The following is a 23,529-nucleotide window of genomic DNA, read 5'->3' as shown; positions in this document are numbered from 1 at the left end:
ATATAGCTAAACTGACTTACGACAATTTGAAAAACCGTCATTCCGCTACTCGTTAGCGCCGCGGCGGTATGACGGTCCGCTACGTGTTAGCGGAATCTATGCTGAGATACCGCGGCGGTATGACGGTTCGCGGCGGTATAGCTATAGGATAAGAAACTATAGCTGCAGATCGATGCTTTTATAAATCTTCCAGACTTGGTTTTTCTTTTAGTTTTTTAAGTCTTTCTTTATTTAGTATGGAGCTTATCTCTTCTACACTTTTATCAATATCATCATTGATTATTACATAATCATATTTATCACGTTTGCTTATCTCTTTTTGAGCTTCGGCTAATCTGCGCTCTATTTCATCCGCACTGTTGCTATTACGCTTTTGCAGGCGTAACCTCAGCTCTTCCATTGAAGGGGGAAGTATAAAAACACTTACAACTTTTTTTCTCATGAGCTTGAATAAGTGAAATGCCCCTTGCCAGTCTATGCTTAGTAAAACGCTTATTCCACTGCTTAAGTTTTGCTCTATAAAATCTCTTGGTATACCATAAAAATTCTCAAAAACTTTGGCGTATTCAAGCATCTGACCAGCTTCGCATAACTCGTGAAATTTTTCTTCGGTAACGAAAAAATAGTCTTTTCCATTTATTTCGCCAGAGCGAGGCTTGCGCGTAGTCGTAGAAACAGACCTAACTAAATTAGTTGATCGCTCAAGTAATTTTTCTGATATAGTAGTTTTTCCAGCTCCAGAAGGAGAGGATAGAACCAATAATATGCCCTCACTTTTTATGGTCATTTTTCTTTGCATTTTTTAACATGGCGCTTTTTGGATCAGAGTTTAAAAAGCTAGAACCTTCTAAATTAGAATTTGATAAGTTGGTGCCAATGAGAGAAGAGTTATCAAAGACAGTATAGCGCAAATCGGTTTTTTCAAGATTTGCCTTATTCAAATTAACGTTTACAAACTTTGCTCTACTCAATGTTGAATTAGAAAAATCAGCATTTTCTAAATTCATATTCTTAAATTCAAAGTAAGAATAATTTACATTAAATTTTTCACCCTGTGATATTTTCTCTTGCAAATCTCCAATTGAAGTTATAGCATTTTCTAACCCTGCAAGTTTTTTCTGCCCTTGATTGTCAATCAAAATTGAATTATCAAACTTGCAATCTGTTAAATGAGCATCAGCAACTGAACTTTTATATATGCTTGAAGAGTGAAAAGACATATCACTAATTGTTGAATTGCTCAAATTGCTAAGAAAAAAGCTAGTTTTCCTAAAGGCATTAGCGTGAAGCAAAGAAGATCTGAAATCGCTTTCAATAAAATTTGAATTAGTTACTTTTAAATTGGACCAGCTCGAATTATCAGCTAATAAATTAAAGAATGTTGAATTTTCTATTTCACTGGAATCAATATTATGGTGAAAAAGTGTACTGTTATAAACTTGAGAGTCTTGGATTTTTATCTTATACATTGAAGTTGTAGAAAGGTCTGAATCTTCTATCTTCGCAAAGGTGAATAGTGAATGGTCAAAAAATGAGCCATTCATGTTAGAATTCGCAACTTTAGTATTATGAAACTTTCCGTGACGAATGTCAGCATTAGAGACATTAACTTGATGCAGTTCACTAAAACTAAAATCAATATTGGATAAATCAGCATCCTGAAGACTTGCTCCAGAAACATATACATGTTTTATCTTGGAACCATTTAGTATAGATTGAACAAAACTTGAATTATCGTCATTCACATAGGAAATTTGTGTGTTGCTTAAATTAGCTTCGTCGAAGTTACTGTTAATTATGATAGAAGAATTAAGGCAGGCATCGGAAAGATTGCTACCTGTAAAGTCTGATTCTTTTAACTCTGCACCATATATGTTAGCATTTTTTAATGAAGAAAATTGTATCTTTAATTTATATGCATCCACTCCAAAGAAACTTGCATTATCAAGGTTATTTTTCTGCATAACAGTATCGTTTATTTCACTATCATTAAAATTTACGTAGCTAACATTCGAGTTTGATAAGTTGGAGAGATTCATTTGCACATTCGAGAAATTAGTATGCAAACCAATTACATTGTGCATACTTACTTTTTTGAGATCGGAACTGATAAAATCAGCATAACTAACATGAGACTGATCAAATACGATATCTGTTAAGTTTGCAGAAACAAATTTTGTAAAACTCAAATTTGTACCTTTTATTTTAATGCCACGTAAATTAGCATTGGAGAAATTAGCACCACGTAAATCAACATCAATGAAAGACACGTCGGATAAATCGGTGTTAGAAAAATCAGCACCAATCAGACTTACTCCATCAAAAACAGATCCACTTAGGTACAATTGGCTAAAATTAGCTCCATTTAAGTTAGAGCCAAAACCTTTCTTAAAATCTTCTGGCACGCCCTCTTTGTGGCACTGCACCAAAAATTCAGCAAAGTCTTTTTTACTGTAAGATACGTATTTTGCATCATGTAGAGCGTTTAAAAAATCACTAATCTGATTTTTTTCATCATTTGTTTCGTTTCCATAACATAAATGACCAACTAAAATTAATATCAAAAATCTAATCATCTTGCTTATCGCACTGCGACTCATTGTTTTCTTTCGTTTTCACAGCCCAATCGTAAATTGCTGAGCTTTCTTTATTGTCTATTTTTCTATCCTCCAAAAGGTGTGGCATCATTTCGGCAATCGCATTTATTATATTGATCTGCTTTTTTTCGATTGCTATATCAATTGGGGATTGAAAATTATTATTAACTACTCTAAGATCAGCGCCTTGTAATAAGAGAAAGCGCACTATGTCTACCTCACCTTGTTTAACTGAATAAATGAGAGGAGTATCACCCAATTTATTTCTAAACCTTAGTATCTCTTGAGTTGTTAATCCAATTTTTTCTAGCTTACTCATTATTCCTCTTAAGCAAGGTAAGTTATTTTTCTTAATACAGTAAAAAAATTGCTTACTGTAATCATCAATAAATACAGTTGTAGGAAGATGCTCATTAAGGCTATCATATTGTCGTTTATATATTGACTTGCTTTGTATATCTTTATGACCCCATTCTTTTATTGCTTCTCTGTTTAGCTTTGTCCATTTTTGTAAATTTTTCTTTTCACTTTGCTCTTCTTCATCTTTTTTAGTTATAGGTTTTACTCTATTGCGGTCCTTAGAATTATTGTTTGTTTCTTTCACTTTTTTTTCTTCAAACTGATTCTCTACTTTTTCTTTTTTTCCCTCTAATAATTGACTCGCATCACTTTTTGAAAGTTCATTATCTTTTATATCAATCTTCTGATCAGCTTGTAGATTTTTTTGCGGGTCAGTTGTATTCTCATTTAAATCAGCACTTAAAGGCAAAGGCTCTGGTTTCAAATCTTTATTCACTTCTTTATTGGCCACATTTGGTAAATTTCGAGCAAATTCGCCTGTACTTTCTTCTAGCTGGTCATTTGGCAAACCTTTATCAATCCTTTCACCTTCACTTATAGTTTTTTCAACCACAGAAGCTTTATTCTCGTTGTGTTGCAGCTTCTCTTTATCGGTTACTCTTTTGCTCTCAGCCTCTTGTGTTTGTTTAGCATCGACGTTGCTTTTCAGCTCATCTTTTTGATTTGTCCTATCTTGCTTCCTTACACCTACATTTTCGTTTTTATGAACTGATTCAATTTTCTTTTCTTCAAATTGCTCTACAGCAAATAGGCTCAGTGATCCAAATACAACAACTAATAATACAAAGTATAAAATACTCTTCATAAATATTCCAAGCATAAGCTTAATTAAGATGATACTATAATCAAATGATTAATCTACAGTAAAAAATGCCTTAGGATTTAATTTATAAAAAAACAATAGATTTTTTGTATCTGTTCAGGGGCATCGCAAATATTGAAGCAAAGTGGTCAGTGCTTACTGTACGAACATTGTGATTTGAGAGCAATCTCCGCTAGGGAGGATGTCATCCCAGTGCCCTGACTACTTGGATCCAGGAATTTTGATTAGAGATTAAGTTGGTGAGTATAAAAGTAGCTAACCTTATGTTAAAACACAATATTTTTGGTGAGGGGTTGTATTAAAAGCTGGATTCCAGTGTCGAGCACTGCCGTCATAAAGGAACCAGTGTCAGCTACTTGCATGACACCCTGACAACCGTCATCCCGCTACTTGTTAGCGGGATCTATGCTAAGAGATACCGCGAATGAATCGCGGTATGACGTAGGACTGCTGTCATTCCAGTCTGGAATCTAGTCTTTACTGGGGAGAAGAAACTCTCCTTCTACAGTGTATCCGTTTAGGAGAGGTATCTGTTCAGATGCATGGCTAATGTACAAATATTGAAACAAAAATTCCAGTGCTCCCTTTCTTGTCATCCCAGTGCCCAGACACTGGGATCCAGAAAACTTAACTTTAAATAAGTGGCTGCATAATAAACTACACATTAAACCTAAAGTGCATTATATCACCATCTTGTACGATATAATCTCTGCCTTCAAAGCGAATTTTTCCTGCGTCTTTGCAAGCTGATTCACTTCCATACTTTATGTAGTCTGCAAAGCTTATAGTTTCTGCTTTTATGAAGCCTTTCTCAAAATCAGTGTGGATTACACCTGCTGCCTTATCAGCTGTTGATCCTATTTTTACTGGCCATGCCCGTGCTTCTTTGGGGCCCACAGTAAAGAAAGTTATCATACTCAGCACTTCATACATAATACGCGCTACCCCATCAAGGCCTGATTCTTGTAAGCCAAATTCTGATAAAAAACTCTGTTTTTCCTCTTCACTATCAAGATTTGCAATATCTGCTTCAAGTTTTGCTGAAATGCAATAAAATTTGCTTTTATTTTCCTCCGCCATTCTCTCTACCTTTCTAGATAATTCATTGCCAGTTATAACATTTGTATCTTCAACATTGCAAACGTACATAACGGGCTTTGTTGTGAGCAATTGAAGCGACTTCATCTCGGCTTCGTCCATGTTTTCCAAACTTCTTGCAGGTTTACCGAGTTTTAAAGTAGCTAATACCTCTTGCATTAATTCAAGTTGTCTCTTTAGCTCTTTATCACCTTGTTTTGCTTTCTTTTCCAATTGAGGAAGCCTTTTTTCTATGCTGTCAATATCAGCTAGGATTAATTCCATTTCCACCACTTCAGCATCTGATATTGGATCTATTTTACTGTGTACATGGCTGATATCGTCATCCGTAAAGCACCTGAGCAGATGCACGATGGCATCAACTTCTCTGATATGGCTTAAAAATTTATTGCCGAGTCCTTCACCTTTGCTTGCGCCCTTTACAAGACCTGCAATATCCACAACTTCTAATTGATTATAAATTATCTTCTCTGAACCGGCAATTGCTGCGATTTGTTTCAAACGCTGATCTTTTATCGAAATCTTGCCTATATTTGGCTCGATTGTGCAAAAAGGATAATTTGCAGCTTCGGCTGCACTTGACTCTGTAAGTGCATTAAATAAGGTTGATTTTCCTATGTTTGGTAACCCAACTATACCACAGTTAAAGCTCATATTTGCTATTTAAAGCCATAATTATTGCACAATTTAAGAATTTCTGCTATACTTAATTAGTTACTTATTTACAGTTTTGTTGGTATGGTAATATATAGCTTAAATTAAGGTAAAAATTATGCTTCAATCTAGGGAACGGAAATTACCAACTAATAGCCAAGTAGTTAAGTATAATACTGCGGGCGATGGCAATTGTTTTTTTCATGCTGTGTTTGGTGATAATAGCTCTGGTCCATATAAAGCTGAAAGAGCGCAAGATATGAGAATGGAATGGCACAAATTTTTAAGTCAGTTTGAGTCATTGGATGATGCAAGTATGCCAGCTCCTTTAAGAGATCATCTAGAAAATGTTTTTAATATGTTTTTAAACAAGCCAGGGGATTTAACTGGTAAGTCTGATAGAATAAAGGAGTTGGTTGAGCAAACAAATAGGAAAATTAAAAATGCTGAAGGTAATGTGAAGAGGTTAGTAAGTAAAGCTGTTAGCAAATTTAATATATCGCATGATCAAGCTATGCGTGATTTAAGAGAATATGCAGAGGCCCTTGGTGAAAATGAGTACGATGTCCAATATAACAGTGAATTTATTACACGCTCATTTCTTGACAAACCTGAACTCTATCAAGCCTATCTAGAAGCAATAGAAAGTAAAAGTTATTTTCCTTTCATTGGAGAAATTAGTATGTTAGCTTCTTTAGCTAACATTGAAATTAATGTCTACTACAAAGATAATAATAGCGAGGAGCAAAAAAAGTTTGAGCCAGATCCACAAATGATAAATAATGATGATCAGTTAAATCAGGTATTTAATCGTGAGAGTTATAAATTAAATGACGAGTTATGGGGTAGTAAAGAGCGAGAAACAATATATCTTGGAGGGAATCATTACTCTAGAGCTGAAATTGTAACTCAAGAATTAATAAGACAGCAGCAAGAGCAAGAAGACTTTCTATTAGCAAAAAAACTTCAGGTAGATGAGATCTTGGAATATTGTAACGTTTCAAAGGATATCTCTGAGAGAGCAAAGGTTGAGAAGAGATTTGATGAGTTATTGGCAGAAAATGCTGATAGAAAAATTGATGTTGTTGTAGGGCAGTGCGTTAGTGATATAAAGCAATACATAGAGCGCTCTGAAGAGCAAGACTCTTTGAACCCATCGTGTGGTATTGAAGAAACAAGGGTGGAAAAAGCATTTCATCATCAGCAACCAATACTTGTAAAGTAAATTTTCATAGCCCTGTATATTTTTATATAGGGCTTTTGCAAGCATTTCATATAATATGAACTTGCAGTACATACTAACCTAAATGCAAGTTGACCATGAAACTAGTTTAATCATCGATGCCATAGAGAAATTTGGTGGTGAGGCTAGGCTTGTCGGCGGGTGTGTGAGAGACTCAATTTTGCAGCGTGATGTCCATGATATTGATCTCGCTACCAATTTGCTTCCTGATCAGGTGATGAAAGCGCTAAAACTCCGTAATATAAAAACTATTCCAACTGGCTTAAAACATGGAACTATAACTGCGATCTTAAATCAGAGGTCTTTTGAAATTACAACATTAAGGCATGATGTGAAATGTGATGGCAGGCATGCGAAAGTAGAATTTACTAATAATTGGCAAGCTGATGCTTCAAGGCGTGACTTTACATTTAACGCTCTATATGCAGATAAGCATGGCCATATATATGATTACTTTGGTGGTATAGAGGACTTAAAGGCGCGAAGGTTAAACTTTATAGGCAACGCTGAAGATAGAATTGAAGAAGACTATCTACGTATTTTAAGAGCATTTCGTTTTCATGCAAAAATATGTGTCGGAGATTTGAGTGATGAAATACTAAGCGTATGCAAAAAGCATTCGCATATGATCCAAAACCTCTCTGGAGAGAGAATAAGAGATGAAATACTTAAATTGCTGGAGTGCAATGATTCTTTTCCAACACTTAAGAGCATGCAAGAATCTGATGTTTTGCAAAAGATTATCCCAAAAGAAGTAAAATGCGAAATTCTGTCTTCGTCACTTCTTTTCGGCACTGATGCACTAGTAAAATTAGCGTTACTCCTTAGGACCACCAAAAATGACAGGCTAAGTCTTGGAGAATATGTAAGCAAATTTTTACGTCTTTCAAACAAGCAAAAGAAAAAGCTGCTATTTTTACTATCCAACGATATCAAAACAGAACTTTCAGAAAAAGAGCAAAAAAAATACATATCTTTATTTGGTAGAGAATTATATTGTGATTTAGTAAAAATTTGTGGTGTTGAGTCTGGAGAAAATGTTGATAAATACATTTCGTTTGCTAATACATTCAATATTCCAAAATTTCCTTTATCTGGCGATGATTTAATAAGTATAGGTCACCAGCCAGGAAAAAGTTTAGGTAGGAGCTTGGAATTGCTAAAACAACATTGGGAAGACAGCTCCTACACTTTAACAAAAGAGGAGCTGGTGCTTTATGCTAAGAGCCTACTCTAACTGCTTTCCAACTGTTCAATGAATGTATGCTTGCAATATTAGTGTGACTCATCGAGGAATTAGGTGTGTATTCTTTTTTAGCTTTTTCTGTTAATTGGTATTCGTTTACTCCTCCTTGAGTTTGATTACACATTTTCTGATCTGGAGATAAAAATTTATCTCTTATACTTGGTGTCAGTTGTAACTCTTGAATCTTATTTGAAAAACATTTCATTTTAGCCTCTGTTAATTTTCCTGTAACAATTTCTTTAAGTAATTCTCCTGAGTCGTTATTATTATTATTCTTGCTATTAAAGCTGTGCAAGATAGAGTCTACAATCTTATTTACCCCTTCTTGTTTGTTAAATTCTAATTTTTTTACACATTTTACAACAGAAGATGACAACTTGGCTTTTAACGTGCCATCTCGTGGTTCTTTACCTACATTTTCTCCAATGTTACAATGTTTGTTGACAACTTCTTTAACCTTGGCTTCTATGATCTCCCTTGCGGATTGTTTTAAATTACTTTCTAATAATTTAAGTAATTCTTTACTTTCAAATTTTCCACTATTTTTATTTGATAGAGATTTTATGGTTTCATCAAGCACGTTATGGCAAAAGTGCTTTTCTTTAAATTCAGGAAAACCTTTTTTTAACTCCTCGTTTTTCCTAGATAAAAAGTCATCAAGATTCTTATCCCTAAAAAGCTTATAGAAAACCTTTGAAACGTTTGACTGAGTTGATTTCATAGAATAATTAGGGAGTGTTAAATAAACTGTGTCAAACCGAAAAAAAAGTAATAAATTGATATAAAAAAATGGAGGTTTGACAATGAGTCAGAAAGTAGTAAACAGAACTACCGGTTTGGTAGATTATAAAGAATTAGAAACAAATATCCTGTCGTCTATACGAGAAGGAAGACCGTTGACAGGAAGAGATGGAGCATTAACACCGTTTATAAAAAAGTTGCTGGAGGTAAGCCTGGAAGGTGAAATAGAAAACCACTTGTCGGCTGAAAGCGAAGAGAATAATCGAAGAAATGGGAGGAATGCAAAGACTTTACGTACAAGCGCAGGGTCATTTGAGCTTTTGACGCCAAGAGATAGGGAAGGAAGTTTCGAACCACAAATAGTCAAAAAAAGGCAAACAAACTTACATCCAGAGCTTGAAACGAAGATTTTGAGCACATTTGCCAGTGGTATGGGCTATAGAGATATAGTGTCACATGTTGAGGAAATTTATGATCACAAAATATCGGTGGCAGAGATATCAAGTATTACTGACAAATTGCTACCAGTAATCAACGAATGGCGTAGTCGCCCGCTGCAGTCTGTATATCCGATAGTTTTCATGGTTTTTTAAAGTCAAAGAGGACGGGCATTGCGTAAGTAAATGCATGTATAACATATTAGGCATAGATCAAAATGGCAAAAAAGAAGTATTAGGTTTTTATTTGGCTGAAAGTGAAGGAGCTAACTTCTGGTTGGGAGTGCTAAATGACCTCAAAGAAAGAGGAGTAGAAGATATCCTTATTGCCTGCGTTGATGGGCTGAAAAGCTTTCCTGCAGCTATAAACAGTGTCTTTCCTAATGCGGAAGTGCAGATGTGTATAGTGCATCAGATACGCAACTCACTGAAGTATGTGGCCAGTAAAGATGCGAAGAGTTTTTTGAGCGATTTAAAGAAGGTATATCAAGCTTCAAGCAAGGAAATTGCCGAGAATTATCTGTTGGAATTGGATGAAAAATGGGGCACAAAGTACCCTATGGTTATAAAATCTTGGCAGAATAATTGGGAAAACTTGTCTGGTTATTTTAAGTATTCTGGTCCAGTTAGGAGGATAATCTACACCACCAATCCCATAGAGGGGCTACATAGGCAAATTAGGAAATTCACTAAGACCAAAGGCTCATTTACCAGCATAAATGCCTTGTATAAGCAGGTATATTGTGCTATAAAGAAGGCAGAGGAAAAGTGGACGATGCCTGTACATGATTGGGCATTAACTATCTCTCAACTTGATGTTTTCTTTCCTGGCAGATTGAAAATTGAGTTGAACTAAAAATGCGGTTTGACACAGTTTATTTAACACTCCCGAAGTAGTTGTAAACCGCATACCTATAGGTAACAACCAAATTCTTATAACTAGAAAATGTACTACTCTCTAGAAACTTAACTCCTCTTGTGTCTGCTAATTTAATAAGGCTTGCTTCATTATTAGCAAACACCCAGCACCAGCCAAGTTTACCTTTAGAATAATGGCTAGTTTCATCAATATGCAAAACTTTGCTTGCTCTCTCTACTTGTTCATATACATCTTAATACATAATTCTCCACAAAAACAATCTTCAGGGAGGAGCTGGATAATTATAAGCTCAGCATTATTGTTTGGCGCTATAGGAGCCACAATGGCTACAATGGGAATTATACCTGAAATTGCTGCTATTGGAGTAATTGCAACTGTTGTGTTGTCAGGAATCGCTGGTACTATAGTAGGTGGTGTAGCGGGATATCTTGTTAATGTGGCAATAAATCAATGCTGTGGAGCATGCAGCTCAGTAGTTCAAGAATAAGACCAATCCGGTAAAGAAGCATTTGTGGGAGTGGAAACCATTTTTTGATTTTTCTTTACTAAGTCTACTAAATATAGTTTAGAGTTGCTTGGTGATTCTGTTCTTGTGAAAATGATTTCTCTACCATTTGGTAGCCATGCCGGAGATTCAATTTTATGCCCTTCTGAAAGTAGACGTTCTTCTTTGCCATCTGGCTTCATAACTCCTATGTAAAATTTTCCTGACTGAATCTTTGTGAAAGCTATCAGATCTCCTTTTGGCGACCAAACAGGCGTAGCATATCTTCCACTTCCAAAACTAATTCTTTTAGGTTTTTTACTTTTGTTAGTAAAATCGATAACATACAGCTGCTGACTCCCACTCATATCGGAACTAAAAACCATATACTTTTGATCTGGAGAAAAAGAGGGAGAAGTGCTTATAGCTGAACCTTTAGTAATTTTTTTTGTCCGTTTACTACTTAAATCCAAAGATAATATATTCGTTTCACCACCCAATGAGTGGGAAATTAAAAGAGATTTACCATCAGGAGAAAATCTTGGTGCAGAAATAACTCCTTCAAATGCGCTGATTATTGATTCAGTGTGGTCTTTTAAATTTTTTAATACTATATAACTTTTACCATTTGCGTATGAGATATAAACAATACCCTTTCCATTTGGTGAGAATCTCGGTGTTGACACAAATCTATCGCCATTTGTTAAGTATTTTATATTACTTCCATCTTGATTCATCACAGCAATTTTACGCACAGATTTGTAGTTGCTATCTTTTTCTTCAGCGATATACGTGATTTTTGTGTTGAAATGCCCTTTCTCACCAATCAATCTATCATGTATCACATCCGAAACGAGGTGACCAATTTTTCTCCAGTCTTTTGCTGGAAAAACAACTGACTGAGTAAGTAATTCTCTTTTTGTAAAAGTGTCAAATAAACGAAATGATAGCTCTAATGCACTACCAGATACTTCGCTTAAACTTACTGTGACTACAGTATCGCTTTTCCAAGATTTAAATTCAGCTTCCGTGCCACGTTTTACATTAAATAAGCCACAATTAGATAAATTTGTTCCTATTACCTTTGCAATATTTTCGCTTAATTCGCTTTCCAGCGCTGTTTTACATGTACATTTAGATACAACAAGACCAATGTTACCAACACTGCTTTTTTTTATATCAACATATAAAGCAGCTTTTGTAAAATAAGGAATAAATAACGAAACAAGCAATATTAATTGAACGAATAACTTCATTCTTTCATTTCATACCTGTTCTATCTGGACTTCAATTATAGGTCTTTTTAGTAAATATTCCTTTAAGATACTCAATATTGAACTTTCAATCTTATTTTTAATTTTTTTTGTTGGCTGCAAACTAAACAACGACTCAACTTTCTTGACAATTTTCTGTATAATAGCTGCATCTTCTAGCACTTCAAAAACACCAGGTACAAATACTTTCGGTTTAGTAAGCAATTTATTTTTCTTGTTTACAACTGCTATTACCACAATAACTCCGGCATCTCTCATTCTTTTACGCATTTTTATAACACTGCTCTCCGGATGACGTAGCAGCATACCATCAATACCAAAGTAGTCAACATCGATTGAATCAACTTTTTCTCCGTTCTCCAAATTAACAATATCACCTGGTGCAATCATTATTGCTTTTGCCACACCGCACTCTTTAGCAAATTTTACATGTGCATGCGTGTGAATATATTCGCCGTGAACTGGAATAGACATCTTCGGTTTTATTAAAGAATACATTTCCTTTAGCTCTTCTCTTGTTGGATGCCCAGAAGCATGAACATGCTCTGTTTTTTCAGTAACAACTTCTGCCCCCATCTCAATAAAGGCATTGAGCATGTTGTGCGCACGAGTTTCATTTCCAGGAATGATTTTTGACGAAAAGATCATGGTATCACCTTGCTGCATTTTAAATGCTTGATGACTCTTATTAGCAAGCCTTGAAGTTGCTGCCAGTGGCTCACCTTGACAACCTGTGCAAAGTAGCACCAGTTTTTCCCTTGGAAAATTTACTGCTTCCTTTGCTTCAAGAAACTGAGGAGAATCAGTTAAATAACCACTATCTTGCGCAACCTTCACTATTCTCCATAAAGATCTACCAAGTAAAACTACTTTTCTATTTAGTGCTTTTGCAGCTTGGCTTATCGTTTCAATTCGTGCCACATTTGAAGCAAATAGCGAAACAGCAACTAATTTTTTAGACCGCTTTATTATGTTATAAATGTTATTATAAATTTCACCTTCTGACTCAGGGTGATGCTTGCTTAATATATTGGTTGAATCGCAAATTGCTGCAAGCAGGTCACCTTTATCGCCAATTTCTTTTAGACGCTCTATATTAGAAGTTAATCCAACAACAGGTTTTGGATCAAATTTCCAGTCTCCGGTATGGAGTGCACTACCCATTTCAGTGCTAATTAATATTGAATTTGCCTCAGGAATTGAATGAGTTATATTTATAAACTCGACGGTAAAAGGACCCAAATTTGTGCTGCCATTTATGTCCACCTCTTTCACAGGTACTGTATCTTCTAATCGAAACTCCTTTAGTTTCTCCCTAAGAAAATTAACCGTAAACTTTGTTGTATATATGGGGCACTGCAACTCTTCCCACAAGTGGGGCACTGCACCGCAGTGGTCCTCATGTGCATGTGTAATTATTATTCCAAGCAAATCTTTTTTTCTTTGAGCAATAAAATCTACATCAGCAATGAGCAGCTCAACACCTGGCATAGTTTCATCTGCAAAACCAACACCAAGGTCGATCATAATCCACTTACCTTGATAATGATATAGGCTAACATTCATCCCGATTCTTCCTACTCCCCCAAGCGGAAGAAATAAAAACTCATTTTTGTTTATATTCATTAAATTTAAATTATTAAAACCTGAGAATAGCAAAACTTCGACCTTAAATAAAGAAATTTATTGCTTTTACATAATTTTAAGGAACTAAGAAGTTTCTGTTGGCTAATAATGTTGATATCAACACTATTGTTAAGTTTTCCATTAATAAGGTCAAAGAATTGCAGGATTAAATGAAAACCCGTAAACAGTTACTCCTTCATGTCATTTAGCAGATTTCTTATTTTTTTTTTACTTTACTAAAAAACCCTTCAGATCGTTGTTGTACATTTGCATTTTCCTCTTCTTCAAACGCTTTTAATAGCTCAATTTGCTTTTTGGTTAAACTTTTTAGATTTAAGGTTTCAACTATTACCTGTACATACAAATCACCGCGAACATGTGAACTCATATGCGGCATACCCTTCTCCTTACAACGTAACTTGGTACCAGTTTGAGTGCTCTCTGGAACTTTTACTTTTGTTTTAGCTCCATCAATTGACTGAACATCAATTTCACCACCAAGCACAGCTAGTGTCATTCTTATAGGTACTTTACAGTGTAAATCTGCCTTATTTCGAGTAAAGATTTTATGGGGAGCTATTTTCACGTATACGTATAAATCTCCACTTTTTCCACCTCTTGCTCCAGCTTCTCCTTTACCACTTATCCTTACCTTAGCTCCTTCTTCTATGCCCTTTGGAATTGAAACGGATATATTTACTTCATCTCTTCTACGTCCACTTCCACCACATTTCTTACATTTATTTTGTATTATTTCTCCTTCCCCATAGCATGTAGTACATGTTCTTTCGATGGTAAAAAAGCCTTGTTGAGTTCTAATCCTACCGCTTCCCTGGCATGTGGGGCACTGAACTGGTTTAATTGCTCCTTCGCTACCTGTGCCTTGGCATGTGTCACATTTTACATTTGTCACATAATGTATAGGCGCTTGTATTCCTTTAAATGCATCTTCTAAGGTAATTTCAAGATCATAACGTAGGTCTGCTCCAGACACTCCTGTTGTGCTCCTCTTTGCTCTTGATCTACTTGCACCACCACCGAATCCTCCACCAAAGAAGTCATTGAATATGTCGCTAAAATCTCCTGCAGAGCTAAAGCCTTGAAACCCACCAGAAGCACCTTCGTGGCCATAACGGTCATAGCTTGCCCTTTTCTCAGAGTCAGATAGAACTTCATATGCAGCTGTTACTTCTTTAAATTTTTCCTCTGCTTCTTGATTGCCAGGATTTCTATCAGGATGATATTTTAACGCTAATTTTTTATACGCTTTTTTTATCTCATCAATACTGGCATTTCTTCCTACTTCCAGCAGATCATAGTAGTCTTTTTTGCTCATATATAATAGTTTAGTGTTTAACCTTTAAAGATAGGTATTGCATATATTAATTTCAAGTGTGACTTCTGTTTCCTATAAAATGTGGTGCACCCTGAGCGACTTGAACGCCCGACCTTTTGATCCGTAGTCAAATGCTCTAATCCAACTGAGCTAAGGGTGCTTTCATAAAGTTAACTTTAGCAGGTTTTGTAGCTTGATTCAATTAATTTGGCTAAAAATAAAACTGTTAATTTTTATCATACGTGAAACCTGCAAAAAATTGCATTTGTTTTCTTAAGAATCATTTTATGGTCAAGCTCACAACTATACGAACATTTGTAGTCAAGGCACTGGGATCTGAAATTGCAATGTTCGTATAGTTGTGGGTTTAGAACCCCTCACAATTCCCAAACTGCTGTTCCGAATTAGAATTATTAAATTCACTATAAGGAGGAGGTGGTCCATAATTCCTAACTGCTTCTTCAGCCTCCTCAATATTGTCTGATTCTTTCTCATGCTTCATATGAAAAGCTAAACCACCAGCAAAACATACGAGAGAATTAACGCCAAGGATAGCTAAACCCCACACTGGTAAGACTGGGTAAACAGCACAAGCTACCTACTTTCAAAACACGTCCCCTCAGATTCTCACTTTGGCATCATTCTACCTTATCTAAAGCCATTTTATACCTTTTTATCCCTTCTGGGGTAATCTTTTTTCAGTTAGCTATAGTAGATCTTTCAGAACAACTAAACGTGACTTGTTCTACTTCCATCTAATACAATGTAACAAAGGGGTATAACTCAGGGCTAGAGGTTATGATTGTAATAAAGATATAAAAAAAACGGATAAGTCAAGCAAAATTACATTTGTAACTTTGCTTGACTATCCATTTATTACCACCTAAAATAGCTAACAAAGCCATCCCGTATGACATTTTATCTATATCTAATCAAGCATATTAATAAGTAAGTAAATTTTAATATAATCTTATTATACTTATAAATATGCTGTATAGAATGAAAGTATGGATGATTTCATAACTGCAAGAAGGAAAGATGATGCTGTAGTATCTGTTTGTCAGGATAATAAGAAAAAAAACGTATTAATTTTAGGGCTCAATCAAGCCGCAAGGAATTTGTTAAAATACGAGGAAGGGAATTTACTTAATAAGCCGTTAATCAATATTTTAAGTGCAAGAGCAGCTGACGACATGAAGAATTATTTAGAGTATACCGAAAATGGACACGATTTACTTGATGTATTACCTAAAGTGATAGGTTTTTCCTTAACTGATGCTAAAGGAGAAGATATAAAGACAAAAGTAAAAGTTTTCCGCACTGCACAATTTGCTAGTAATAAAATAAATTATGAGCTATTGATACATGATATCAGCTTGTCTCATAAATTAGGAATCTTTAGAGATGAATATCTAATGGGTAAAAAATATAAAAACCATGACTTATTCGATATACCAAACAATGAGTCTACTATTCTAGAGTTATACGTTATATTAAATTTTGCCTTTCAACATCAAATTAATGCAGCTATAGGAGTGATTGGCTTAAATAGTAGCTGTAGTGAGACAAATGATGCACTGAAAGTTATCATAGAACATTTTTGTAAAAATTGCCGTAGTGATGATTTTCTAGGGTATATTGATGAGAATAAAGTGCTTTTTGTTTTGATTAACTGCGATGTAAAAAGTACGTCTAAAATAATTAATCGTATACATTCTGCCATTAATAAGCAGTTATTAAAGCGAAAATTACCAAGTGTATCAATAATTTATGGGAATATATCTCAAAAACGGGCAGCAAAATCTACCAGCGGCGCCTTCTGAAAAGTTGTTTTTTATTTATATTGAGTTTAAACTTAAATTTTTATAAAAATTTAAGTTTATTTATGAAGTTAAGGTACTACCTGGTAGCACTGCTTTCATCATTATTTTTGCAGAGTAGTGCTAGCTCTAGAACAATTTTGGATAAGGAAATATTTTATGTAGAACTAGACGGAAAAATAGATTTGAGATTCGGCTACGCCTTCAACAGAGGTTCTTTCAATGCTAAGGCTAAAACTTCAAGTTATTCATACTTGCGCTTTCTTTATTTACAGCAAGTTTATCCAAATACTCAAATGGGGTTTAATGTTAAGGCAGGAGTTTCTGGTATTGCAAACCTAAAAGCGTTAGACATAGAAAAGTTAGACATGAAGGAATGGTATTTCATCATTAAAAATCAGGTGCTTGGATCAGTTGAATATGGTAAAAGAAGTTTAGTTAGTCAGGGCATGTTAATTAACACTTCAAAAATTTATACAGCTGCTGGAGGAGTAAATGGTCATTGGACAAACTATGCAAATTTGCGTGGTAACGAAAACAGAGATAATGGCCCTGGATATGATAAAGACAAGGTATTTTGGGTAAAACCCAACATTTACAGTAATTATAATGGACTCGAACTAGGGTTAAAACAATCATCAATTAACTACATCTCCCCTGAAATCTATAACTTTCAACTCGGGTTCAGTTATGTCCCAGGAAAAAATAACTTACAGTACAGCAATTTAATTGCTGCTGGCCTTTCCTATAAAAATGGCCTATCAGATGATATAAATTTTACTACTGCCTTAACTGGTGAATTTGCAAGAGAAAATTTAACTGATTGCTCAGATGGAACTTCTAAAAATTATGAATGTCGTAATCAATTACTGCACTGGAATTTTGGTTTGAAGCTAAAATTGTTCGATCTTGATTGCATTTTTTCGTATGGTAATGGCGGTAAATCTGGTGAGAAGCGTAATCCTGAAATAAATAATACGTATTATATGAATGCAGGTATTGCTTACCATTCTGATTCTCGCAAATTGAGCTTAACATATTTCAATAGTGGTAGGGATATTGCAGCAAACGAGTTAACATCATATGCTTTAAGCCTTGAATATCCATTTTTTATGGGCACTTCATACTATTTCGATATTGTAAAATTTAGTACCAAAGAGCCTGAAGTAGAAAATAGCAACTCTGGTTATGTGCTCTTGACTGGACTGAAATTAAGTTTTTAATGAGGTTACATTGCCTCCTGTCATCCCAGCACTCTTTTCTGTCATCCAAGTAGCGGATAACATAGAAACGAAAAACTTACTTGACACGTTTTGCCAGCCCCCTTATCATGACGTGTATAACAATGTTACAAAAAATAATATCATAGGGTTCTCTCTACTTTTTCTGGGTAAGATCAGAATTTCCTCTTAAGCCTTTAGCTCCTCAAATACTTCACTTGCTCTATTTAAAACAGAATCAGGAAAACCAGCAAGTTTTGCTACATGTATTCCATATGACTCATCTGCAATGCCTTCAATTACTTCATGTAGAAAGATAACCTCTCCGTTCCACTCTCTTATTTTTACACAAAAACATTTCACGTTCTTCAAGTATTTGCTTACTTTAGTTAATTCATGATAATGAGTTGCAAAAATGGCGCGGCACTTATTTACATTGTGAATATGTTCAATCACCGCCTGAGCAATAGATAAGCCATCATACACTCCTGTGCCCCTACCAATTTCATCAAGTATCACCAAGGAACGATCTGTTGCCTGATTTACTATCGTTGCTGTTTCGATCATCTCTACCATGAAGGTAGAATAACCAGCTGTTATATTATCTGTTGCACCAACCCTGCTAAATATCTTGTCAATCACTCCAATATGCGCACTCTCTGCTGGCACAAATGATCCCATGTGAGCTAAAACTGCAATGAGAGCGTTTTGCCTCAAGAAAGTGCTTTTTCCAGCCATATTAGGACCAGTAATTAGATGTATACCAGCTAAATTGATGCTATTTGCAATGAATTTATCGTTAACTTCAACCACTGGATGTCTTCCATTGCGAATATTGAACTCTTTACTGTCATCGATAATGGGTTTTACGTAATTATTTTGCACTGCAAGCTCCGCAAAAATGGCTCTAATATCAAGTTTTGCCAAAGCATTTGCAGCAAGAGCAATTTTTTCAGATTCTTTAGCGACTTCACTACACAGTTCACTAAAAATTTTCACTTCTAAGCTGATTGCAGCATCACGTGCCGTAAGAATTTTATTTTCTAGTTCTTTCAATTCATTAGTAGTGTAGCGCATGCTATTTGCTAAGCTTTGCCTATGAATAAATATGTCCGAAGTTATTTTGTGATTTGCTGACACTTCAACGTAATAACCAAGTATATTGTTGTGTAATATTTTGAGTGCGGCAATGCCAGTTAGGTCGCGATAAGACTCACGGAGCTTAGTTACCAACTTGTTACTGTTGTTCAATATATAAGATAACTCAGATAATTCTGAGTTGTATTTTGGATTGATAAATCCTCCTTCTTTCACGGAACTGAGGTTATTATCAAGTATAGCGCTGTTTAGAAGCTCGAATAGATCTTTATGATTACCAAGACTTTTATGTATTGTGCTTAGTTCACTCTCGTCTGATTTTACTGTCATTCCAGCGCGTGACGCTGGAATCTGCATCTGGATTTCAGTGTCAGCTACTTGGATGACATATTGTTGTGGGAGAGATCCATTTTCACCTGATTCAATTTTACATAAGAACTCAGACAACTCTAAAGTTTTTTCTAGGCCTATTTTTAATAGGTTCATATCCTTTGGTGAACCACGCCCTAGTATTAAGCGCGATAAAGACCTCTCAATATCTGGAATGTTAGATAATATTTCTCGTATTTTTCTGCGTGGCTCATGATTATTTACAAAAAATTGAGCGGTGCTGAGCCTCAAATTGATTGCCTTGGAGCAAGCAAGTGGTGAAGCGAGCATTTGTTTGAGCAGGCGTCCACCAGAGGCTGTAACTGTGTGATCAATAACTGAAATTAGTGAACCTTTCTTTTCACCAAATTGAGTTGAAAACAACTCAAGATTTCTCCTTGCTGAAGCATCAATAAGCATGAAATTTTGTTGCTTATAGGTTTTTGGGAATTCAAGCCTTGGAATGGAGCCCCTTTGTGTTACTCTGACATATTCAAGCAGTGCACCGCACGCCATGATTTCTACTTTGCTGAAATTTCCTATACTCCCAAGTTCCCTGATTTTATAAAACTCGCATAACGTTCTGTGAGATTTACTATACTCAAAAAAACTCTGTGCGTGTTGTGTAATTGATATTTTATAATTTTTTAAAATCGATCTAATTTTTTCGTCCTCAGTGAATTTTTCAGAAATTAATAATTCTCTTGGTGATATACGCAATAAATCACTATCTAGAGCTTTCAAATTCGTTAAAGTGTGAAAAAATTTTCCCGTTGATAATTCAAGCCAACTAATAGCATATTCGTCATTTTGTTCAACTATGGATGCGAGATAATTATTGCTTTTATCCTCCAGTAGCGAATCTTCTATAATTGTACCTGGAGTTACAACTCGTACTACATCACGTTTTACTATGGATTTATAGCCCCTCTTTTTTGCTTCATCAGCAGTTTCTAATTGGTCACAGATTGCTACTTTGAATCCTAAATCTATTAGCTTGTGTAGGTAAGATTCGCTACTGTGTGCTGGCACTCCACACATTGGTATTTCTTGCCCATTTGAATTGCCCCTCTTGGTTAGCACTATATTCAGCAATTTCGCAGCTTTAATAGCATCATCGAAAAACAACTCATAAAAATCTCCTAGCCTATAAAATAGCAGATGATCCTTGTATTGAGCTTTCAGGTTCAAATATTGCTCCATCACAGGGGTGTTTTTTTCTCTTACGAAGCTCATAATATTTTTTAATATATTGTATTGGTAATAAATTCAATGTTATTATAGATTATATTGCACATGTGAATAACATAAATTTTAGATAGGTGTATAGAGGGGAAAATTTAAAACAATTAAATTTCTTGGATCCAAGTAGTCAGGACACTTGGATGACACCCTCCTTGTATGTATTATAGCTAAAGTGACTTACGACAATTTGAAAAACGACAAATTCGTCATTCCGCTACTAGTTAGCGGAATCTATACCGCGCATAGCTGTACGAACATTCATTTTTGAAGGTAAATTGCACAGCAAATGGTGTCATTCCAGTGCTTGACACTGGAATCCAGCTTCTATGCAACCTCATCAAAAACATTCATTTAGTGTAAGATCAGCTACTTTCCATGCTAGTTTGCTTGTGAACAAGCAAACTTTTCTGGATCCCAGTGTCAAGCACTGGGATGACATCATAGGGGCGCTGGGATGACACCCTCCTTGTGTGTATTATAGCTAAAGTGACTTACGACAATTTGAAAAACGACACATTCGTCATTCCGCTACTAGTTAGCGGAATCTATACCGCGAATGAATCGCGGTATGACGTGTTGCTTGGGTCAGCTATACGTAGGTTGTGGCCCTTCTTTTTGCACCATCAACAGATATTTCAGAGCTAACAGTGCTAATAGTTTTTTCTATCGCTTTAGCCTGTTCATAGTCTTGACTCAAAAAATACATGGCCAGCCCAACAGCTATACTAGCAACAAGAACAGGTGCTATCATTACACCTAGTATCATACCACCAGAAAGACTTACTGCAACACACACACACCAGCTCCAAGTACAACACCAAGAAAACCACCAATTATTACGCCAGGCACCAAACTGCCTATCATAGCGCTTTCTTTTTTCGTATTAGCTTGTTCTTTCATACTTTTAATAAGCACTTTTTTTGTTTCTCCTTGAGCTAAATCTAAAGGAATTTTATTATCCGCGTTTTGTATCAAAGGATTTGCACTATATGTAACAAGAAGGGTGATTATTTCTTCAGTTTTCTTACCTATAACTGCATGATGTAGTAATGTATTTCCCTTTTCATCTTTAAAGTTTATATGAGTACGAAGTTCCTCATCTAGATTTCTTATTGGGTTGTTTTTTGCATATATCCTAGGTTTTATTGCTCTATCTAAGCATTGTATCACTTGTTCTAGTGATTGCTCGCCAGGATTTTGTATAAAATGAAGCAGAATTTCGTGTACTATTGCTTCCTTTGTAGTTTTTTGGTATCGTAAAGCACATGCAAATGTGTCTTTATTAATAGTTATTTCTTTGTTTTGTTTAAGGAAATCTTTTAACTTTCCAACTCTATTTATACTGTGATTTTCGCTAGCAATTATCGATTGTAAAGTTTTTCTGTTATCGTCACCAGTCATGCTATCCTCCTTGATTTGATTGCATTACTCATTAATAAATAATATAATAAATCCTGCTAAAAGTCAAGCAATTAATTAATAAGTTAATATAATTCTCCAAAAGGAGCTCCTTACTTTTTGTTCAGCATGTCCATTGGATCAGACTCTTTAAGCTTGCTGTTTGCTGAATTTATTCATCACAATAGCTACAATGTGCTATCGAAGTTCTCTGTAATCTTAGTTGGTTCTTCTAGAATATTCAAAATATCAGTTGCACAATAAACCCGATCTCTCTTTCCTTGAGAAGTTTGTGAAACGATGCCTAAATCTTCAAGCTTTACGATTGCTCTTTGGGCTGTTGTAAATACGACACCTAAGTTTTCAACCACTTTCCTTATAGTAAAGTAAGGGTTTACAGCGAGATACCTTACAATACCACTCGCAACTCCCTCAGTTTTAGAACTAACTTCAGTTTGCCAATTTGCAATCAAAATGTTAATTCGTTCTGCTCTTGACAATGCATCCAATGATTGCAGTACTACACCATTTAAGAAATAAGAGAACCAATCATGCCACGTGCCTCTGTTGCTTATATTGTAAAGTTGGTCATAATACTCACTTTTTGTAGCTTCAAAAAATGCACTTAAGTATAACAGAGGTAATGGTAATAATTTTCTTTCGATCAGAAGTAATGTTATTAATAAACGTCCAATACGTCCATTGCCGTCCAAGAATGGGTGAATCGCTTTAAATTGATAATGACATAGAGCTATATGTATAAGTGGGGGTAATGTTCTATCATGTAAAAATTTTTCAAAAGAGTCCAAGCAACCCATCAATTCACCTGGCATTGGTGGCACATATTTTGCTGTGTCTATTGTACATCCTGGGCTTCCAATCCAATTTTGCACTCGGCGAAATTCTCCTGGAGTTGCGTGAGAACCTCTTACACCTTGCATAAGTTTTCCGTGAATTTCTTTAACCAACTGAAGCGACAGTGGAAAAGATTGTAAACGTTTTAGTCCATAATCGAGCGCTGATATATAATTGCGTACTTCTTGTAAATCATCGGGATTGCGATCTACATTAGCACCTGCTTCTTGAGCCAAAATTTCACCAAGAGTTGCTTGAGTTCCCTCGATTCTACTTGAAAGAACTGCTTCACGTGCTATAAAGGGTCGTATGAGAAGATGAGGGTTAGGCAATTTAGCTCCTTCCCTGGATAACATACCCAAAATATGATCTGCTCTGGAAAGACTATTAACTAAATCATTGTCCCATTCAAATTTTGGTGGCAAGGGGTTAGGTATAAATGCCTGATAACCAGCGAATACTTTGCCTGATGGTGATCCTTTAATATATATTCATTCAACCTAGTACACTATTTTTATAGTATATATTATTTTCAAATAAAGTCAAAAATGAAAATAAGGCTTTATCTTATTTGCGTGCATGAAAATAAGAAACTCTCTTATTGTCGATTTTGCTCAAAAACAAAAATAGAAGAAGCTGCTGAACTTTATATTAGCAGTTATCCTGTTTTTCTGGAGAGCTGCTATAAAACTTCTGAGTGAAGTCACTTAATTTTTACACATCTA

At 35.3% G+C, this 23,529-nt stretch carries 19 protein-coding genes, 1 tRNA gene and 2 pseudogenes; 6 read left to right on the top strand and 16 right to left on the bottom strand.

The features are described 5' to 3' along the window. Nucleotides 1–178: 178 nt before the first annotated feature. The 5 genes from gmk to ychF all read right to left on the bottom strand — a co-directional run bounded on the left by gmk (nt 179) and on the right by ychF (nt 5,532). Nucleotides 179–787, bottom strand: a complete 609-nt coding sequence (gmk, locus tag ACFZP3_RS03375) for a guanylate kinase (RefSeq protein WP_253308926.1) — start codon at nt 785–787, stop codon at nt 179–181. After that, a complete protein-coding gene (locus ACFZP3_RS03370; protein ID WP_386087111.1) occupies nt 771–2,576 on the bottom strand; it encodes a pentapeptide repeat-containing protein in 1,806 nt (601 codons plus the stop codon). The genes gmk and ACFZP3_RS03370 overlap by 17 nt, the downstream gene beginning before the upstream one ends. Continuing rightward, nucleotides 2,569–3,762: an ankyrin repeat domain-containing protein gene (locus ACFZP3_RS03365; RefSeq protein ID WP_386086841.1), complete on the bottom strand. Its 1,194-nt coding sequence runs from the start codon at nt 3,760–3,762 to the stop codon at nt 2,569–2,571. Before ACFZP3_RS03365 ends, ACFZP3_RS03370 begins: the two co-directional genes overlap by 8 nt. Nucleotides 3,763–4,250: 488 nt before the next feature. After that, the gene (locus tag ACFZP3_RS08615) at nt 4,251–4,445 is read right to left on the bottom strand and encodes a hypothetical protein (RefSeq protein ID WP_410542145.1); all 195 of its coding nucleotides are present in this window, start codon (nt 4,443–4,445) and stop codon (nt 4,251–4,253) included. After that, nucleotides 4,438–5,532 (bottom strand): redox-regulated ATPase YchF, encoded by a 1,095-nt coding sequence (gene ychF, locus ACFZP3_RS03360; RefSeq protein WP_253308924.1) that lies wholly within the window; start codon nt 5,530–5,532, stop codon nt 4,438–4,440. Before ychF ends, ACFZP3_RS08615 begins: the two co-directional genes overlap by 8 nt. A gap of 118 nt (nt 5,533–5,650) precedes the next feature. Between ychF and ACFZP3_RS03355 the strand changes: the two genes are divergently transcribed. Both ACFZP3_RS03355 and ACFZP3_RS03350 read left to right on the top strand, forming a co-directional pair. Further along, the gene (locus ACFZP3_RS03355) at nt 5,651–6,757 is read left to right on the top strand and encodes a hypothetical protein (RefSeq protein WP_265016414.1); all 1,107 of its coding nucleotides are present in this window, start codon (nt 5,651–5,653) and stop codon (nt 6,755–6,757) included. Nucleotides 6,758–6,839: 82 nt separating this feature from the next. Further along, the gene (locus ACFZP3_RS03350) at nt 6,840–8,012 is read left to right on the top strand and encodes a CCA tRNA nucleotidyltransferase (RefSeq protein ID WP_386086840.1); all 1,173 of its coding nucleotides are present in this window, start codon (nt 6,840–6,842) and stop codon (nt 8,010–8,012) included. On the opposite strand, the gene ACFZP3_RS03345 is transcribed toward ACFZP3_RS03350, so the two are convergent. Further along, nucleotides 7,996–8,742 carry a hypothetical protein gene (locus ACFZP3_RS03345; RefSeq protein WP_309166719.1) on the bottom strand — a complete coding sequence of 249 codons (747 nt, stop codon included), beginning with the start codon at nt 8,740–8,742 and terminating at the stop codon, nt 7,996–7,998. The two genes, ACFZP3_RS03350 and ACFZP3_RS03345, sit on opposite strands and share 17 nt — an antisense overlap. Before the next feature lie 82 nt (nt 8,743–8,824). On the opposite strand from ACFZP3_RS03345, the pseudogene ACFZP3_RS03340 reads away from it, so the two are divergent. Next, a pseudogene (locus ACFZP3_RS03340) lies at nt 8,825–10,055 on the top strand (IS256-like element ISWpi15 family transposase). Nucleotides 10,056–10,089: 34 nt separating this feature from the next. On the opposite strand, the pseudogene ACFZP3_RS03335 reads toward ACFZP3_RS03340, so the two are convergent. Beyond that, nucleotides 10,090–10,308 (bottom strand): annotated as a pseudogene (locus tag ACFZP3_RS03335) (IS66 family transposase); the annotation flags it as partial. On the opposite strand from ACFZP3_RS03335, the gene ACFZP3_RS03330 reads away from it, so the two are divergent. Then, the gene (locus ACFZP3_RS03330) at nt 10,270–10,566 is read left to right on the top strand and encodes a hypothetical protein (protein ID WP_386086839.1); all 297 of its coding nucleotides are present in this window, start codon (nt 10,270–10,272) and stop codon (nt 10,564–10,566) included. The pseudogene ACFZP3_RS03335 and the gene ACFZP3_RS03330 sit on opposite strands and share 39 nt — an antisense overlap. On the opposite strand, the gene ACFZP3_RS03325 is transcribed toward ACFZP3_RS03330, so the two are convergent. The 5 genes from ACFZP3_RS03325 to ACFZP3_RS03305 form a co-directional block, all read right to left on the bottom strand. Then, nucleotides 10,557–11,819, bottom strand: coding sequence for a protein TolB (locus ACFZP3_RS03325; RefSeq protein WP_386086838.1), 1,263 nt, complete (start codon nt 11,817–11,819; stop codon nt 10,557–10,559). The two genes, ACFZP3_RS03330 and ACFZP3_RS03325, sit on opposite strands and share 10 nt — an antisense overlap. Nucleotides 11,820–11,828: 9 nt before the next feature. After that, nucleotides 11,829–13,463: a ribonuclease J gene (locus tag ACFZP3_RS03320; RefSeq protein ID WP_386086837.1), complete on the bottom strand. Its 1,635-nt coding sequence runs from the start codon at nt 13,461–13,463 to the stop codon at nt 11,829–11,831. 217 nt (nt 13,464–13,680) lie between these two features. After that, nucleotides 13,681–14,799, bottom strand: a complete 1,119-nt coding sequence (dnaJ, locus tag ACFZP3_RS03315) for a molecular chaperone DnaJ (RefSeq protein WP_264732332.1) — start codon at nt 14,797–14,799, stop codon at nt 13,681–13,683. An 82-nt stretch (nt 14,800–14,881) separates the two neighbouring features. Further along, a tRNA-Arg gene (locus ACFZP3_RS03310) sits at nt 14,882–14,959 on the bottom strand. A 207-nt stretch (nt 14,960–15,166) separates the two neighbouring features. After that, a complete protein-coding gene (locus ACFZP3_RS03305; RefSeq protein ID WP_265016358.1) occupies nt 15,167–15,301 on the bottom strand; it encodes a hypothetical protein in 135 nt (44 codons plus the stop codon). Nucleotides 15,302–15,806: 505 nt separating this feature from the next. Here ACFZP3_RS03305 and ACFZP3_RS03300 point away from each other — a divergent pair. Together ACFZP3_RS03300 and ACFZP3_RS03295 are read left to right on the top strand one after the other, a co-directional pair. After that, nucleotides 15,807–16,622 carry a hypothetical protein gene (locus tag ACFZP3_RS03300; RefSeq protein WP_386086836.1) on the top strand — a complete coding sequence of 272 codons (816 nt, stop codon included), beginning with the start codon at nt 15,807–15,809 and terminating at the stop codon, nt 16,620–16,622. A gap of 62 nt (nt 16,623–16,684) precedes the next feature. Beyond that, nucleotides 16,685–17,842: a porin gene (locus tag ACFZP3_RS03295; protein WP_386086835.1), complete on the top strand. Its 1,158-nt coding sequence runs from the start codon at nt 16,685–16,687 to the stop codon at nt 17,840–17,842. A 186-nt stretch (nt 17,843–18,028) separates the two neighbouring features. Here ACFZP3_RS03295 and mutS read toward each other — a convergent pair whose 3' ends face one another. The 4 genes from mutS to ACFZP3_RS03275 all read right to left on the bottom strand — a co-directional run bounded on the left by mutS (nt 18,029) and on the right by ACFZP3_RS03275 (nt 23,229). Beyond that, nucleotides 18,029–20,542: a DNA mismatch repair protein MutS gene (gene mutS, locus ACFZP3_RS03290; protein ID WP_386086834.1), complete on the bottom strand. Its 2,514-nt coding sequence runs from the start codon at nt 20,540–20,542 to the stop codon at nt 18,029–18,031. 598 nt (nt 20,543–21,140) lie between these two features. After that, nucleotides 21,141–21,347 (bottom strand): hypothetical protein, encoded by a 207-nt coding sequence (locus ACFZP3_RS03285; RefSeq protein WP_386086833.1) that lies wholly within the window; start codon nt 21,345–21,347, stop codon nt 21,141–21,143. Continuing rightward, nucleotides 21,332–21,952: an ankyrin repeat domain-containing protein gene (locus tag ACFZP3_RS03280; protein WP_386086832.1), complete on the bottom strand. Its 621-nt coding sequence runs from the start codon at nt 21,950–21,952 to the stop codon at nt 21,332–21,334. The genes ACFZP3_RS03285 and ACFZP3_RS03280 overlap by 16 nt, the downstream gene beginning before the upstream one ends. Before the next feature lie 185 nt (nt 21,953–22,137). Beyond that, nucleotides 22,138–23,229, bottom strand: a complete 1,092-nt coding sequence (locus tag ACFZP3_RS03275; protein ID WP_265016360.1) for a Fic family protein — start codon at nt 23,227–23,229, stop codon at nt 22,138–22,140. Nucleotides 23,230–23,529 lie beyond the last annotated feature (300 nt).

This window comes from Wolbachia endosymbiont (group A) of Norellia spinipes, from assembly GCF_964273535.1.
The sequence above is the reverse complement of the archived record's forward strand: the minus strand, read 5'-3'. Positions and strand labels throughout refer to the sequence as shown.